The 15489-nt window shown below is 44.1% G+C and carries 14 protein-coding genes; 12 read left to right on the top strand and 2 right to left on the bottom strand.

All coding sequences use genetic code 11. The features are described 5' to 3' along the window. Window position 1 precedes the first annotated feature (1 nt). Entirely contained in the window at window positions 2-880 is an 879-nt protein-coding gene (mutM, locus tag LRM47_RS00125; protein WP_243822343.1) for a bifunctional DNA-formamidopyrimidine glycosylase/DNA-(apurinic or apyrimidinic site) lyase, read from the top strand. Continuing rightward, window positions 877-1779, top strand: a complete 903-nt coding sequence (holA, locus tag LRM47_RS00130; RefSeq protein ID WP_243822344.1) for a DNA polymerase III subunit delta — start codon at window positions 877-879, stop codon at window positions 1777-1779. The genes mutM and holA overlap by 4 nt, the downstream gene beginning before the upstream one ends. Before the next feature lie 46 nt (window positions 1780-1825). Here holA and rpsT read toward each other — a convergent pair whose 3' ends face one another. Beyond that, window positions 1826-2176 (bottom strand): 30S ribosomal protein S20, encoded by a 351-nt coding sequence (gene rpsT, locus LRM47_RS00135; RefSeq protein WP_275973388.1) that lies wholly within the window; start codon window positions 2174-2176, stop codon window positions 1826-1828. Window positions 2177-2335: 159 nt separating this feature from the next. Here rpsT and LRM47_RS00140 point away from each other — a divergent pair, with 159 nt between their 5' ends. From LRM47_RS00140 to rpsO, 3 genes are read left to right on the top strand one after another with little or no spacing between them, the layout of a single operon-like run. Then, window positions 2336-4030, top strand: a complete 1695-nt coding sequence (locus tag LRM47_RS00140) for a hypothetical protein (RefSeq protein ID WP_243822345.1) — start codon at window positions 2336-2338, stop codon at window positions 4028-4030. Between the two features lie 3 nt (window positions 4031-4033). Then, window positions 4034-4690 (top strand): tRNA pseudouridine(55) synthase TruB, encoded by a 657-nt coding sequence (truB, locus tag LRM47_RS00145; RefSeq protein WP_243822346.1) that lies wholly within the window; start codon window positions 4034-4036, stop codon window positions 4688-4690. 38 nt (window positions 4691-4728) lie between these two features. Then, complete coding sequence (gene rpsO / locus LRM47_RS00150) at window positions 4729-4995, top strand: 30S ribosomal protein S15 (RefSeq protein WP_129632131.1); 267 nt, start codon at window positions 4729-4731, stop codon at window positions 4993-4995. 58 nt (window positions 4996-5053) lie between these two features. On the opposite strand, the gene LRM47_RS00155 is transcribed toward rpsO, so the two are convergent. After that, window positions 5054-5662 (bottom strand): sortase, encoded by a 609-nt coding sequence (locus tag LRM47_RS00155; RefSeq protein WP_243822347.1) that lies wholly within the window; start codon window positions 5660-5662, stop codon window positions 5054-5056. 181 nt (window positions 5663-5843) lie between these two features. On the opposite strand from LRM47_RS00155, the gene pnp reads away from it, so the two are divergent. From pnp to LRM47_RS00190, 7 genes are all read left to right on the top strand, one after another. Next, window positions 5844-7961 carry a polyribonucleotide nucleotidyltransferase gene (gene pnp / locus LRM47_RS00160; protein WP_243822348.1) on the top strand — a complete coding sequence of 706 codons (2118 nt, stop codon included), beginning with the start codon at window positions 5844-5846 and terminating at the stop codon, window positions 7959-7961. 39 nt (window positions 7962-8000) lie between these two features. Then, window positions 8001-8879, top strand: coding sequence for a hypothetical protein (locus tag LRM47_RS00165; RefSeq protein ID WP_243822349.1), 879 nt, complete (start codon window positions 8001-8003; stop codon window positions 8877-8879). 110 nt (window positions 8880-8989) lie between these two features. Next, window positions 8990-9916 (top strand): hypothetical protein, encoded by a 927-nt coding sequence (locus tag LRM47_RS00170; RefSeq protein ID WP_243822350.1) that lies wholly within the window; start codon window positions 8990-8992, stop codon window positions 9914-9916. A 60-nt stretch (window positions 9917-9976) separates the two neighbouring features. Further along, on the top strand, window positions 9977-10555 hold the full coding sequence (locus tag LRM47_RS00175; protein WP_243822351.1) for a uracil-DNA glycosylase: 579 nt from the start codon (window positions 9977-9979) through the stop codon (window positions 10553-10555). 84 nt (window positions 10556-10639) lie between these two features. Then, entirely contained in the window at window positions 10640-11074 is a 435-nt protein-coding gene (locus LRM47_RS00180; RefSeq protein ID WP_129632149.1) for an RrF2 family transcriptional regulator, read from the top strand. Next, window positions 11067-13151, top strand: a complete 2085-nt coding sequence (locus LRM47_RS00185) for a YhgE/Pip family protein (RefSeq protein WP_243822352.1) — start codon at window positions 11067-11069, stop codon at window positions 13149-13151. The genes LRM47_RS00180 and LRM47_RS00185 overlap by 8 nt, the downstream gene beginning before the upstream one ends. Window positions 13152-13293: 142 nt before the next feature. Beyond that, a complete protein-coding gene (locus LRM47_RS00190) occupies window positions 13294-15453 on the top strand; it encodes a ribonuclease J (protein WP_243822353.1) in 2160 nt (719 codons plus the stop codon). The last annotated feature ends 36 nt before the right edge of the window (window positions 15454-15489 follow it).

The following is a 15489-nucleotide window of genomic DNA, read 5'->3' on the forward strand; positions in this document are numbered from 1 at the left end:
AATGCCAGAACTACCTGAAGTTGAGACAGTTCGCCGAGGTTTGGCGGATTTGCTGCCAGGTCAGGCTGTTGTGCGAGCAACGGTATTTGATTCGCCAAAAAGCTTTCCGAATTCACCCACAGATGTTCAGCAATTTTTATATGGTGCGCATGTAACGGCGGTGCGACGTCGCGCAAAAGTGCTGATGATTGATCTTGATACGCGTTATTCGCTGGTGATACATCTTAAGATGACTGGTCAATTGATTTTTCGTGGGGCTAATAGTTTTGCCGGTGGTCATCCGAATGATAGTTTGATTGGTGAATTGCCAGATAGATCGACACGAGTGCAAATTGATTTTGCGGATGGTTCGCACTTATTTTTCAATGATCAGCGTAAGTTTGGATGGATGAAATTGATGCCGACCGATGAGATAGAAAATTTGCCATTTATGCAGAAAGTTGGTCCGGAACCGCTCGATAAAAAAACTGAGGCGGGTGACTTTATTAAGCGAATTCGTCGTCGGCAAAATTCGATGATAAAGCCGGCGTTTCTTGATCAGTCGGTGATCGCTGGAGTTGGTAATATTTATGCCGATGAAGCTCTGTGGGCTGCAAAAATCCACCCTCAGACGCGCGTTAGAAATGTTAGTGATGACCAATTGGAAGATTTGTTTAACGAACTGCGTCAGATTTTGCAATTGAGCATTGATCAGGGAGGCTCGACGGATAAAAATTATGTTGACGCTGAAGGCAGAAAAGGTAATTATCTGTCGTTTGCGCACGTATTTCGTCGGGAAGGTCAGCCGTGCTATCGGCATCCTGACCAAGAGATTGTAAAGATGAAGGTTTCTGGACGCGGTACGCATATTTGTCCAGTTTGCCAAGTGGAGGCGAAGTGATCTATCTTTTTTACGGCGAAAATGAATTCGAGAAACGGCAAGCAATTGCTAAGCTGATCGGCAATGAAAAAGCGGCGCGACATGATGGCGAAGATTTGACGCTGGCTGGAATGCAGGAAATAGCAATTGGGCAGACGCTGTTTATGAACTCGTCGGTGTATTTGATTTCAAAACTAGGCGAAAATTCTGAGGTTTGGTCGCAACTTCCAGATATGAAGTTTGACGATGACAGGACAATTATTCTGGTGGAAGATAAAATTGATAAGCGAACGAAAACGTATAAGTGGCTGCAGAAAAATGCCAAAGTTCAGGAATTTTCTCCGCTTAGCGATCGTCAAAAACCGCAGCTTTTAAAGTGGTGCGTGGCGGAGGCGAAGGTTCGCGGGTGTGAATTAACGAATCGTCAAGCAGAGATAATTGTTGATCGTTTGGGATTTGATCAGTTGCGGCTGAGCAACTTTTTGGATCAATTGGCGCTGGCGGAAAAAGTGACGGATGATTTAATTGACAACTTCATACCTCTGGCTAGGACGGAGAATGTGTTTGATTTGTTTATTTCGGCGCTGGCGGGTGATTATGATAAGGTTCACGATATAATTAACTATTTGGAGTCGGAAAGTGGCGTTGACGGAGCTTACCAGACAATGGGGTTGCTTGCTTCGCAGGCTACTAACTTGACGGCGTTGGTTTTAGCTGACGGCGACAGTAAGTTGGTGGCTTCGGATTTTTCGGCTAATCCGTATGTTTTACGAAAAATGGCGTCTTCAGCAAAAGGTGTCGATAAGGAAAAACTGAAGAGGATAAATGATGCGCTACTTCGGGCGGACTTGCAAATGAAAACAACCTCTGTAAACCCGTGGCTGCTTGTGGAGGCGGTGCTGGTTGGAATTGGAAAATAAAAATACCCCAGTTAATTCCGGGGTATTTTCTAGTAATCTTTATGGATTATTTTTCAGCTTTTTTAGCAGCTGGTTTCTTTGCCGGGGCTTTTTTAGTGGCAGTTTTCTTAGCTGCTGGCTTTGCAGCTGGTTTTTTAGCAGCGGCTTCTAATGTAACGCCTGCTTTTTTAGCAATTTTGCTCAATACGCTCTTTCGGCGAGCGGCAGTGTTTTTCTTAATCAAGCCTTTTTTAACAGCGGTGTCAATTTCGCTTTGTGCTGCAGCAAGAGTTTTTGCGCTTGGTTCTGCAGAGAAAGCTTTAACAGCAGTCTTAATGTCTTTTTTAATGCTGATGTTTCGCTCGCGGCGCTTTAGAGTTTGTTTAGCACGCTTGATGGCGGATTTGATGATTGGCATGTTTCTCCTTTACCTCTATAGATTTGTATCGCTAATCAGGAAGAATTATACAGAAAATAGCATAAATTGTAAAGAGGTGGCTTAGATATTGACTTTATGGTACTGCTTATGGTATAGTGATGCCAAGCGTAATTACAAAAAACAAACATAGGAAAAATCATGTCAAACGGATCAGCAAAGCAAAAAGTAATCCAGAGCATCAAGGATGTAACTAATATTTTAGTGACGGTGAGTTCTAGTCCGTCAGTCGACGAATTGTCGGCAGCATTAGGGTTGACGATTTTCCTCAATAAACTAGGGAAGCACGCTACGGCTGTGTTTAGCGGCGACATTCCGCCAGCAATTACGTTCTTGAACCCTGATAAAACGTTTGAGCAGACCGCAGATTCTTTACGTGATTTTATTATCGCCTTGGATAAAGAAAAGGCTGATCATTTGCGCTATAAAGTTGTTGATGACGCGGTGAAGATTTTTATTACGCCATATCGTACGACAATTACCGATAAAGATTTGGAATTTTCACAGGGCGATTATAACGTTGAGCTAGTTTTGGCGCTAAATGTTGAAAATAGTGAAAGTATTGACACGGCTTTGACTGCGCACGGTAAGATTTTGCACGATGCTACGGTTGTGTCTATAACAGCGGGCGATGTAAAGAGCGGTCTGGGTTCTGTTGATTGGCACGAATCTAATGCTAGTGGCGTGAGTGAAATGGTTGTGGAATTGCTTGACGACCTGAAAACGCCAAAGGTGACGTTGGACGAGCAGATGGCGACGGCTTTGCTTACGGGAATTGTGGCGGTAACTGAGAGGTTTAGTAACGGCAATACGTCATCAAAGGTTATGACTACAGCTGCAGAACTTATGGCGGCGGGCGCAAATCAGCAATTGGTGGTTTCAAAGATCGCAGAGAGCGAAGTAGAAGATGAGCCGCAGAAGATTGAAAAGATCGAAGAAAAATCTCCAGAAAAAGAAGAAGCTTCAGAGGATAAAACTGAAGAAGCGGAGAAAGATGAGGAAGCTGTACACGCAGACGGAACTTTGTCAATTAGTCACGAAAAGAAGGGCGATGTTGATGAAGTAGCCGAACAAACAGCAAAGGAAAAGCAAGAAGAATCTGCTAGGATTGCCGAAGAGAAATTGGCTAAAATTGAGCCGATAAAGGAAGAACTGCAAGTCGAGGAAGAAAAGCCGAGTGAAAAAATAGTTTCAAAGGGCGAACTTTCTTTTGAGGAAACTCCGCTGATGGGTGGCACTCTGAACGCAACGACTACACAGGCTGCCGAGGATAAGATTAGGGAATTGGCTAGCGATCAAAATAAAACCATCTTAACGCACGGTAAATATGTGGGTGATAACACGCCGTCGTTTGGCGATACTCCGTTAAATGCAGCTATGGGCGCGTCTGATGAACCACCAAAGATTGATCCGTTCGCGACAACTAACGCCGCTGAGCAAAAATTGTCGACGATACCTGTTGCGCCGCAATCTGAAGAGTCAATTATTTCGGCAATTACCAACGACACAAATCAATTGAATAATCCAGTAGCGCCAGCTCCGAGTCAGCCGATTGTGCCAATTGAGCCAGCAATAACAAATCCTGAGAATAGCATTCCAGGTTTTGATTTGCCAATGCCACCAGCGATGCCAGATTTCGGCGCTTTGCCACCAATGCCGCCAGCGCCTACAGGTGTTGATGTAAATGGATTGCCACAGATTGCACCGCTAGGAGTGGCTCCTGAACCAGCAGCTGCTCCGCAAGCTCCAGCGCCTGCGCCGATCACCGCGATGCCAACTCAGCCAGCTCAAAACGCAGATTTCAATCCAGCGCAATTCCACATTCCAGGACAATAGTTGATGGACGAAGTAATTCTCATAGACAAGCCTCAGGGAATGACTAGCTTTGGAGTGGTAGCGCGCTTGCGACGAGTTTTATCTAATCAGGCGGGAAAGAAAGTGAAGGTTGGTCACACGGGTACGCTTGATCCGTTCGCTACGGGGCTAATGATTATTGTGACTGGAAAGAAATGTCGCGAAGCTGAAACTTTCACTAAGTTAGATAAGTGGTACGAGGCGGAAATTATTCTGGGCAAGAATAGCTCGACGGGCGACCCAGAAGGCGAAATTACTGATGTGTCTGATCATGAACCGAGTTTGGAAGAAGTTCAGCGGGTGATTAGTCAATTTGTGGGAAAAATTGAGCAGACGCCGCCGATTTTTAGCGCAATAAAAATTAACGGTGAAAGAGCGTATAAATTGGCGCGCGAAGGTAAACAAGTTGAGATTCCTAAGCGTGTGATAGAAATTTACTCATTGGAATTATTGGCATACGAATATCCCAAATTAAAGATCAGAACTCACGTTTCAAGCGGAACTTATATTCGAACATTGGCGGTGGATATTGGCGAGAAATTAGGGACGGGCGCGTATTGTGAGAATTTGCGTCGTACGAAAATTGCCGACTATTCTATTGATCAGGCAAAGACTCTGGCGGACTTTGGAATTACTAGTTAATTGCAAAAAACAGAGAAGCTTGGTATAATTACAGAGCTATGATTAGCAAAGAAAATAAAGCGAAAGCAATTGCTTTGACTCAGGTCAATAAAAACGACGTCGGTAGCCCACAAGCTCAGGTGTCAGTTTTGACGGCTCGTATCAAAGAAGTCACGGAGCATTTGAAGGCGAATAAGCACGATTTCATGGCTCGTCGCGGCTTGATCCAAATGGTTGGTAAGCGCAAGCGTTTGCTGAAATATTTGGAGCGAACTGATTTTGAGAGTTACAAAGCAGTTGTTGCCAAGTTAGGTTTGCGTAAATAATTTACGTTAGAAACTGCTTAAATCCCCTTTGACGAAAAGGGGATTTTTGTTGTTCTGGCTATTTTTTCAATTTGGCGATAATCACATCTCGTCCGTCATTTGCGCCGCCCAAAGTGCAGGAATAAAGAGTTAATTGCGGCTGATCTGTGCGCTGTTCGATTTTCACGGCATCTGGTTTAACGCTTTGTTTTTCGCTGATGACGTAATTGTAACGCGCGCCGTTATAATCAATGATAATTTCATCGCCGACAGTCAATTTATCGATATTATAAAAAGGTGATTTTCTAAGCGTCTGCTGAGGAGTTAATCCCATAATAAAACGGTGCGCAGATAAGACAAAATTGCCACCATCCTTTGGGTTGCCGTTTTCTGGTTTGCGCCACCACGCACCATGTTCCATTGTCTCGGCGCCGCCAGTACTATAAGGCAAATTTATGTCGATTTTTGGTATGTAAAGTCGATTTTCGGTAATTTTATTCTCAGTTTTAGTGATGAGCTGAGTGGTGTGGTTATCTTTTGGGTTGATGTTTTGCGATAAAATAAGGGGCGTGCTGATGAGAACAAGCAAATAAACTCCGCCAAGAATCATTAAGAATGCGATTATAGTTAAGATATAGCTTTTCCAGCTTTTCTGGCGATTTTTTACTGAATCTAGCTGAAGTGACATGAATAAATTATAGCACACTCGTCTGTTAATAAGGTCATGCTAAGCGCGCTCGCGGCTGGTGTTTGGGCTGAGGTTTTAGTATAATATAAGGAGCAATTTGTAACGCGGAAGTGATAGAGATGAGACGACTAAGTTGCCAAGTAATTTCATCCCTGTTACTACCGCAAGAAAGGAGCTCTTTATGAGTATTATCAATCCAAGCGGCAAGGAGATTTTTAGTGTTACCACTGATTTTTGTGGTCGGCCGCTGACTTTAGAAGTGAATCGCGTCGGCTTTAGGACGACTGGTAGTGTTTTGGTGTGTTATGGCGACACTGTAGTTTTGGGCAGTGCTCAGGTTAGTCCGCGTCCGGTACAATTGGATTATTTTCCATTGTCGATTGATTACGAAGAAAAGTTTTATGCTGCAGGTAAGATTTCTGGCAGCCGATTTATCAAGCGCGAAGGTCGCCCGAGCGATGAAGCTGTGCTGATTGGTCGATTGATTGACCGTCCGATTCGTCCGCTTTTTCCGAAAGGCTATCGACAGGAAATTCAAGTCGTCGCGACTGTTTTGAGTATGGATCCGAGTTTCCGTCCAGATGTAATTGCGATGATCGCTGCGTCTAGTGCGTTAATGTTAACTGGCACGCCGTTTGATGGTCCAGTGGCTGGTTTGCGCGTGGGTCGAGTGAACGGCGAATTTAAGGCGTTTTTGACTCCGGAAGAACGCGAAAAGTCAGATCTCGATTTGGTCGTGGCTGGTATTGAAAGTGGTATAACAATGGTCGAGGCTGGCGCCAAAGAAGTTTCGGAGGACATTATTGTTGATGCGATGGCGTGGGCTCACCAGATGATGCAGCCAGCAATTGCCTTGCAACGCGAATTGGCAGAAAAAGTTGCGCCAGCGCAGCAGGAATATGATCTAATTTTGCCAGACGAATCAATTCAGCAAACAGTTAACGCGTGGGTTGATGGGAAATTTGGTGAGAAAATCCGTCGACCATATCCAGAGCGCAATGAAATGATAAGCGAAATTCGCGCCGAGTTCCATGAGGCGATGGCGGAAAAATTGGGACTGGACGAGGAAGAATATAGCGAAGTTCGTAGCGATTATGATGAAGCGTTCACTTTGGCTTTGCATAAAGATGTTCGTCGGGGAATTGTCACCGAACGAGTTCGTCCCGACGGTCGACAATTGACCGAGATTCGTCCGCTCAGTTCGGAAGTTGGATTCTTGCCGCGTGCTCACGGCTCCAGCTTGTTTACGCGTGGCGTGACTCAGGGTATGAATATTGTAACTTTGGCACCGCTTAGTTATTCGCAATTGATTGACACTATGGAAATTACCGATGGTGAGCGACGTTATATGCATCATTACAATGCGCCGGGCTATACGGTTGGTGAGGTCAAGCGAATGGGCAGTCCAGGTCGACGTGAAATTGGTCACGGATACTTGGCGGAACGCGCTTTGCTTCCAGTTTTGCCAACTGAAGAAGATTTTCCATACGCTATTCGCTCGGTGACAGAAATTATGAGTCAGAACGGTTCAACTTCAATGGCGGCGACTTGTTCTAGCTGCTTGGCGTTGATGGATGCTGGCGTGCCAATTTCGGCTCCCGTGAGTGGAATTGCGATGGGTCTAATGATGGACGGCGATACTCCGTATGTGTTGAGCGATATCGCTGATGCCGAGGACTTTGCTGGTGATATGGACTTTAAGGTAACTGGAACTTCAAAGGGTATTACGGCTCTTCAAATGGATATGAAGGTTCATGGTTTGCCAGTGGCGGTATTGCGTCAAGCGATTGAGCAGAGTAAGGCGGGGCGTGCGCACATTTTGGAACATATGCTTAGTGTGCTTCCAGGACCTCGTGAGTCGCTCAGTCCGTATGCGCCACGAATTGAGAAGATTAAGATTGACCCAGATAAGATTGGCGTGATTATTGGTAAGGGCGGCGAGACGATCAATAAGATTACTTCAGAAACTGGTGCTGAAATTGATATTAAGGAAGATGGTTTGATTACTGTGGCTAGCCCAGACGGCGCGTCGATTGAAAAGGCTATGAACTGGATTAAGGGTCTGGTTGAGGAGCCAGAAGTTGGCAAGATTTACGAAGGCAAAGTTGTCGGTATTAAAGATTTTGGCGCGTTTGTGAATATACTTCCTGGCATTGACGGAATGGTTCATATTTCGAAATTGGCAGAACGTCGAGTTGAAAAAGTGACTGATGTCGTGAAAGAAGGGCAAACTGTTCGCGTGAAAATTACTGGAATTGACGAGCGCGGTAAGATCAATTTGACGATGATTGGTTTGTAAATATATAATAGCGAAAGCGTAATTTTAGGAGGAAAATTTATGGACAATAGTAACAACAATAAACCTCAAACACCGCCCCAGCCACAATTCCAGCAGGCTCCACAACAACCTCAGGCTCAGCAGCCTCAGCCACAACAACAATTCCCACAACGGCCAGTTATGGGAACTCCATACCAAATGCCACCAAAAAAGAAAATGAGTAAAGGTGCTTTATGGGGAATAATCGGCGGAATAATTGGACTAGTCGTAATTATCGTTGGTGTAGTCCTGGCTGTCTTACTGCTAAGTGGTCCAAGCAAGGCGGATTATAAAGACTTGCTTTCACAATTTACTGGTCTTGACATAGGAGATGCTTTTATAAGTGAGAATGGTGCTGGCACTAAAAACACAAAAGATAAAATATATAAAGCCATCGATAAAATCAATAATCTTAATAAGAAAATGAGCTCTCATAAAGCGCTTCGCGATAAGGATGTGAAGGCGGCGTATGATAGGTATGTGGATAGTTGGAATAATGGCGCGAGAGAGTATCTAGAGTTTCTGGTTATTCTTACAGAAGACAAGACTTATGAAAAGTGCAAATCTCCTGATATAAGTAAATACCTCCGAGAATCTAAAGAAAATTTCGAGAAGCGTCTGGATTCCGAGACAAAAGACTGTATAGATTATTTGGATAAGATGTCAAAATCTGAAAATAAGCTAGCCTCCAAATATGGTAAGGACTGGAAGAATTATTACACAGAAATGAAGCAGTATTATGTGGCAATTGTAGAATATGCTAAAAATACAAAATCAAGATCATCGCTACCAAAAGCACCAAAGACTCCAAAGACAGATTTCAATACTGACGCTGTAGAAAAATGGAAAAAGGCTATTGATGATTTTGAGAAGGTTTTGGAAGAAAAAGCTAATAAATAATCTGTAGCTAAAAATAAAGCACCCTGAGAAATCGGGGTGTTTTTATTTGACTATAACTAAGCTATAGCGATATAATGACAAAAAGTATAAAAGTCAGGAGACTACTATTTATGGACGACAACAACAATAAACCACAGCCTCAAGTGCCGCCCCAGCCACAATTCCAGCAGGCTCCACAACAACCTCAGGCTCAGCAGCCTCAGCCACAACAACAATTCCCACAACAACCAGTCATGGGAACTCCATACCAAATGCCGCCAAAAAAGAAAATGAGTAAAGGTGCCAAGTGGGGAATCATCGGCGGAATAATTGGACTAGTTGTAATTATCCTTGGTGTAGTCCTAGCTGTCTTGTTGCTAAGTGGTCCAAGTAAGGCAGATTATAAAGCTGCTGTAGACAAAGTGAACGATACAATCGAGATATACAATAAGGCAGCCTCGTCGCTTTCGTACATCTCCACTTCAGAAACTGAGACTTCATTGAAATCCAATCGTGATAAGCTCACTAAAACAAAGAGCGAAATTAATGACAGATTGACAGAGATAGGTAAGATGAAGGCCGTCACTGGTGACAAAGAGGTTCGCGAAAAGTATGAGGCTCTAAAGAGCAAACTAGAAAAGTTCAATACAGCCGTAGATGCTTTTGGAGAAGTATACGAGAAGATTATGCCGGTGATAATTGAATTTTCTGACGGCAGAAATAGCTCTAACTTTTCTAGCGTAGAAAGCACAATTAGGAAGGCTCGACAGAATCTTAAGAATGTTGACGCTAAGAACGAAACTAATAAAAAGTTTATTAGAGATTTCACTACCAAGCTAGAAAAAGTCGAAGAGATGCTACCGAAGGTTGTAGAAATGAAGAGTGATTATAAAAAGTATGACTCCAATTACATGAGTGAATTTTATGACAGTCTTACTGCGATTCAGAAGCCTATTAATGAATGGACATCAGGAATACAGAAGTTGGCAGAAGAGGGTGAAATTCGCGATGAATTAAATAACCTAGGAACTATACTGGTAAACAAGGTAAATAAATAGTTTTACTAAATATCAGAAGCGCCTCGTTTCTTACGGGGCGTTTTTTGATAGAATAAATATATGGACAAGCAAGCTAAATTGGACGCGTTGGCGGAAGAAATTGTAAAAGAGAGGATTTGTTCGGATTTGGCGGATCAGGCGACGCAGTTAGTTATGGGCGATGGAAATCCTGATGCTGATATCGTTTTTATTGGCGAAGCGCCAGGGAAGAATGAAGATTTGCAGGGCAAGCCGTTTGTCGGTGCTGCGGGAAAATTCCTTGATGAAATGCTAAAGTCTGCCAATTTACAACGGTCAGATGTATATATTACCAACATTGTTAAATATCGACCACCGAACAATCGTGACCCATTGCCAGAGGAAAAGCGACAATTTTGGCCATATTTACTCAGGCAATTAGAAATCATTCAGCCAAAGGCCATTTTGACCTTAGGGCGGCACAGTGGCGGCGGATTTATTCCGGGATTGCAGATCAGTAAAGAACACGGTCGTCCACGTAAAGTGCGTCTGCACGAGCTCGAATTCGTAGTGATTCCGTTATATCATCCGGCGGCTGCGCTTTATAACGGCGGCATGCGTCAGACTTTAATTGACGATTTTATTCAGGCTGTAGAATTTGTGAAAAATAGCGGCGCTTAATCAGGTGATTACTTGCAAAAGTTTATCAGACGTAGTATAGTGGATAGTCGATATCTATTATATCTAAGTCAAGAAAGGATTTGTATGAGATTATCGGGAGCTGTTGAACAGGCGTGCTGTATTATGGCAATTCTGGCGGATCCGAAAAGGACGACGCCGGTAACTAATGATGCGCTGGCGGAAAAGATGCTGGTTTCGCCGACGTACTTGAAGAAAATTAGTCGGAAATTGGTAATAGCAAAGCTGATCACTTCAACGCAGGGAACTGGCGGCGGATTTATTTTAGCGAGAAAAATGAACGAAGTTACGTTGCATGATGTTGTCCTTGCAATTGAAGGAGAATCGCCATTTTTCCAACCTCAGGGAATTGTTGAGAGAGTTTTTCAATCACGTCCTCGCCAGGTGGAAATTGGCATGAATATGATAGAAAAGGTTTTTTCTGAAGCGCAGGAAAAGTGGAGTGAATATTTGAAAACTGTGACGTTGGAAGATGTCGCAAAGGAGGTCGCACATGATTAAAAATAAGATGTTACAAGCCGAGTGGAAGCATTTGTTTAATAATAAAATATTGCTGATATCCATGGCTGTGATTTCGTTTATCCCGATTTTGTATAGTGGATTTTTCCTAGGCTCAATTTGGGATCCGTACGGGCAGACAAAAAACTTGCCGGTGGCGTTTGTGAACGAAGATAAGGGCGCCAGCTTAAACGGTAAAGTGCTGAATGTCGGCGAATCTGTAGAGAAAAAACTGAAGGATAATCACGATTTGGGCTGGGAGTTTGTCAGCAAACAACAAGCAGACGAAGGCGTGAATAGCGGGCATTTTTATGCAGTGGTAACTATTCCGTCCGACTTTTCACAGAAAGCGGCGTCAATTACCAAATCTGAACCTCAGCAGGCGGTTATTAATTTTACGACCACGCCAGCAAAAAACTATATCGGTTCGCTAGTCAGCAATCAAGCTGCCGCCAAGGTCAAATCTTCGGTGTCTGAGCAAATCACTCAGGCGTACGCTAAGGGAATTTTGGAGAATTTGGATAAGCTTGGAATAGGGCTGGATGCGGCAGCTAACGGCGCGTCAACTTTGCACGACGGATTAGGGCGATTGCAATCTGGCACACAAGCATACGTTGGCGGCGTTAAGCAATTAGCGGTAAATCAGCAATCCTTGACTGGCGGACTGGCACAACTCAGCGACGGTTCTCGTAAACTACAGGCGGGATTGGGGCAATTGTCGAACAATTTGCCGACCGAATCGCAATTGTCACAATTATCTGACGGCATGAAACAATTGCAATCGGGCATAAATCAGTTAAATGCCAGCGTGAGTAATCCATCGCCAGTGCTCGTGGCTCAACAAAACAAGGTAGAAACGACCGCGCAAACTTTGGTGCAAACAATGCGAGCTTCGGAGTCCGACTTGTTGACGGCGGGTGGCACTTTGCAGGCTTTGAGCACGCAAGCAGCCGCTTCTGGTAGCGATTCTACGACGATAAGTTCGTCGCAAATTAGCAATATTTCTCAAGCATTCACAAAAACTAAGGCAATTATCGCGCAGACGGGGACGCTACGTGAAGACCTTCAAACGCTAATTCAACAATTATCAGCGCAACAAACGCAACTTCAGGTTGGAGTTTCTGCATTGAATAACGGCGTGAATCAATTGACACCAAACGCGATCACCGCATTTAACGGCTACAACAGCGTGCGATTTGCGAATAATCAATTATTGGCGGGCTCGGCAAGCTTAACAAACGGCTTAAGCGAAGCAAAATCGGGCAGTCAAAAATTGGCGAATGGCGCGAGTTTATTAGAGAGTCGCTCGGGCGCGTTAATTGATGGAACTTCACAACTAACAAGCGGCGCAGATACGCTGGCGAATAAATTGGCGGACGCTTCTAATCGTATAAAAATTCAACCAACTGGCACTACGACTCAGCAGCAAATTGCAAATCCAGTGAAGTCGGAAATGACCGAAAAGGGTAATGTTCCGAATTATGGCTACGCTTTGTCGCCGTATGTTTTGTCGCTAAGTTTGTTCGTTGGAGCACTCGTTCTGAATGTTATTTATCCGATTCGCAAAACTTTTTCTGAGCAGGAAAGTGCGATTCGTTGGTGGCTATCCAAAGCTTCGGTGGCTGGCGTGGCGGCCTTTATGCAAGCAACGATTTTGATGTTGGTGATGGTGTTTTTCTTAGGGCTAACTCCAGAACATCCAGCGCATTTTATCGGGGCAATTTATCTGACGTCGTTTGCGTATATGTCGATTGTGTCGCTTTTGGTGATTGTTTTGGACAATCCAGGACGATTCCTAGCGATGGTTCTTTTGGTGCTTCAATTGGGTTCCAGCGAGGGAACATTCCCAATCCAAACTGCCAACGGATTTTTCCAAGCAATTAATCCGCTAGTGCCGATGACTTACTCAATTCGTGCATTGCGCCAGGCTATTTCGGGCGGGCTAGATAACGCATTTTACGGCGGCAGTATGTGGGTTTTGGCTGGATTCTTGTTGGTGGCTAATTTATTAACAATCGGCTTCTTCGCTTATCGTGGCAAGCGTAAATTCGCACACACGTCGGTGGATGGCGACGATTAATTGACCTCTGTTATAAAATATTGTTCTTTGACAAAAAATGAGCGGTTTGCTAATATAAGAGTACTAACTAGAGGGATTTACGTCAGTTTACCTCTATACCTGGTTTTTGAATTATATTGTAATAAAAAAGGAGTATAACAATATGGGTCAGCGGCGACTAGCAACACCGCAAAAAGACGACGCCAATAAGCGTCCGCAGTCAAAGAAAAGCAACAATGCAGTTTTGAATAGCACAACTACTCGTAAGGGTGAGGTTTTCCGAGCTCAGCGACGAACAAGCGAGAACGTTAACCTCAGGGCTTCGCAGCACTTGATTGATATTCCGGTAAACAAGTCAGTTTACAACGGATACGGCGGTGAGCAATTTAGCGCCAAAATGCAACCAAAACCCGTTCGCGGTGGTCAGCCGAAACTTCGGATTATTCCGATTGGTGGTGTGGGCGAAATGGGAATTGGTAAGAATATGAACGCCATCGAATATGATGATGAGATTATCATCGTAGATATGGGCTTTTTGTTCCCAGGCAGTGATTATCCAGGCATCAATTACATCACGCCAGATATTACTTGGCTGGAAGAGAATAAGCATAAGATTAAGGCGCACGTATTTACGCACGGGCACCTTGATCACATCGGTTCGTTCCGTCACTTCATTCATCGTATTCCAGCGCCAGTTTATGGCTCTAAGTTTACGATTGGCATGCTTGATCGAACGATGGACGATTCAGAAGTGGATTTTAAGCCGGATTATCGAGTGATGGATCCGCTGAGTCATGAAATTGTTCAAGTTTCTAAGCATTTCTCGGTCGAGTTAGTGCGAGTTAACCACTCAATTCCTGATTCTACGGCGGTGATTATTCGAACCCCAATGGGTGTGATTGTCGATTCTGGTGACTGGCGATTTGAAGAAAGTCCAGTTGACGGTCAGAAGTTTGACCTTGAGCGACTTACGGAAGTGGCTTCAAAAGAAGGCATTTTGATGTTTATGAATGAATCGACCAACTGTGAGTCGGCCGGTACGCACACACATACGGAGTTTGATATTCAGTATTCCATCGGTCAGGTGATGGACAAGTTTAGTAATAGTAGAGTAATTTTGAGCTGTTTCTCGTCGCAGGTGCATCGCTTGCAATTAATCTTGGAAGAAGCGCATAAGCACGGACGTAAGGTGGCGTTTGCTGGATTCTCGATGATTCAGAACCTAGAGGTGGCGTTGCGTTCGGGGACGATTAAGATTCCTAAAGACACCATCATGAAGATGGAAGATATTGTTAAATTACCAGATAATCAAATTGCCGTAGTTTGTACTGGCTCGCAAGGTGAATTTAACGCCGTCTTAAATCGCATGGCGACGGGCGCTCATAAATATATGAAAATTAAGGGTTCGGATGTTGTGGTGTTTAGCTCAAATCCAATTCCCGGCAATGAAAAAAGCGTGGTGCGAACGGTTGACGGTCTGATGCGTGAGGGTTCTGATGTTATTCAGAACGGAAAGACTCACTTGACGGGAATCGGTCCGTTGCACTTGTCAGGTCACGGCTATTATGACGATCACGTTAAATTGATCAACGCGCTTAACCCAACTTATTACATGCCAATTCACGGCGAATTCCATATGTTGGTGCATAATGCTCGGTTGGCGGAAAAGGAATGTGGAATTCCTCGTAAGAATATTTTTGTGTGTGATGCTGGAGATATTATTGAAATTGATATTGAAAGGCAAGCAAAGAAAGCTGGGCGAATTCATGTTGGTGGCGTTATGTATGATGATACTGGTGCGATTGTTTCTGAGGTTGTACTGAAAGATCGCATTCACATGTCGCAAGAGGGAATGTTTGTTGTGGTGCTGACGGTGCAGCGTGGTACGGGCCGATTATTGACCAGCCCAGACATTATTTCTCGTGGATTTATTTACTTGCGCGACTCTGAAGAATTGATGAATATGATTCGCCAATACTTGAAGCAAAAAGCGGCACGTAGTTTTTCTGGCAAATATGATTTGGATGTGATCAAAAAAGAAATTAAAGATGAGATTACGCACATATTATATGATCAGACTCGCCGAACACCAATTGTTATTCCGGTGATAAACGAAGTTGGTGGCTTGAAGTCTGTAAAGTCGGAAGCTACGTCAGCTCATTCTGTTTCAAAATCGCCAGCGCGCGGTAAGAGACCCGCCTCGGGTGAGTCAAAAATGACCCTTCCAACTGCGCCGCGTCGTCGTTTTCCTCAACGCCAAGTACCAGATACGGAAGCAAACGACACAAAAGCCAGAGAGCGACAGAACGTACGCCCGTACTAGAGTTTTGGATTGATTTTACTGGTAAATTGTGCTATA

The sequence above is a fragment of the Candidatus Nanosynbacter sp. TM7-076 genome (assembly GCF_022828325.1).
GTDB lineage: Bacteria > Patescibacteriota > Saccharimonadia > Saccharimonadales > Saccharimonadaceae > Nanosynbacter.

Excerpts from the sequence above, each read along its gene's own strand:
- LRM47_RS00190 (WP_243822353.1), top strand. The coding sequence starts at position 13,294 with ATGGGTCAGCGGCGACTAGCAACACCGCAAAAAGACGACGCCAATAAG.
- truB (WP_243822346.1), top strand. The coding sequence starts at position 4,034 with ATGGACGAAGTAATTCTCATAGACAAGCCTCAGGGAATGACTAGCTTT.
- mutM (WP_243822343.1), top strand. The coding sequence starts at position 2 with ATGCCAGAACTACCTGAAGTTGAGACAGTTCGCCGAGGTTTGGCGGAT.
- LRM47_RS00175 (WP_243822351.1), top strand. The coding sequence starts at position 9,977 with ATGGACAAGCAAGCTAAATTGGACGCGTTGGCGGAAGAAATTGTAAAA.
- rpsO (WP_129632131.1), top strand. The coding sequence starts at position 4,729 with ATGATTAGCAAAGAAAATAAAGCGAAAGCAATTGCTTTGACTCAGGTC.
- LRM47_RS00185 (WP_243822352.1), top strand. The coding sequence starts at position 11,067 with ATGATTAAAAATAAGATGTTACAAGCCGAGTGGAAGCATTTGTTTAAT.
- LRM47_RS00140 (WP_243822345.1), top strand. The coding sequence starts at position 2,336 with ATGTCAAACGGATCAGCAAAGCAAAAAGTAATCCAGAGCATCAAGGAT.
- rpsT (WP_275973388.1), bottom strand. The coding sequence starts at position 2,176 with ATGCCAATCATCAAATCCGCCATCAAGCGTGCTAAACAAACTCTAAAG.
- LRM47_RS00170 (WP_243822350.1), top strand. The coding sequence starts at position 8,990 with ATGGACGACAACAACAATAAACCACAGCCTCAAGTGCCGCCCCAGCCA.
- LRM47_RS00180 (WP_129632149.1), top strand. The coding sequence starts at position 10,640 with ATGAGATTATCGGGAGCTGTTGAACAGGCGTGCTGTATTATGGCAATT.
- LRM47_RS00165 (WP_243822349.1), top strand. The coding sequence starts at position 8,001 with ATGGACAATAGTAACAACAATAAACCTCAAACACCGCCCCAGCCACAA.
- pnp (WP_243822348.1), top strand. The coding sequence starts at position 5,844 with ATGAGTATTATCAATCCAAGCGGCAAGGAGATTTTTAGTGTTACCACT.
- LRM47_RS00155 (WP_243822347.1), bottom strand. The coding sequence starts at position 5,662 with ATGTCACTTCAGCTAGATTCAGTAAAAAATCGCCAGAAAAGCTGGAAA.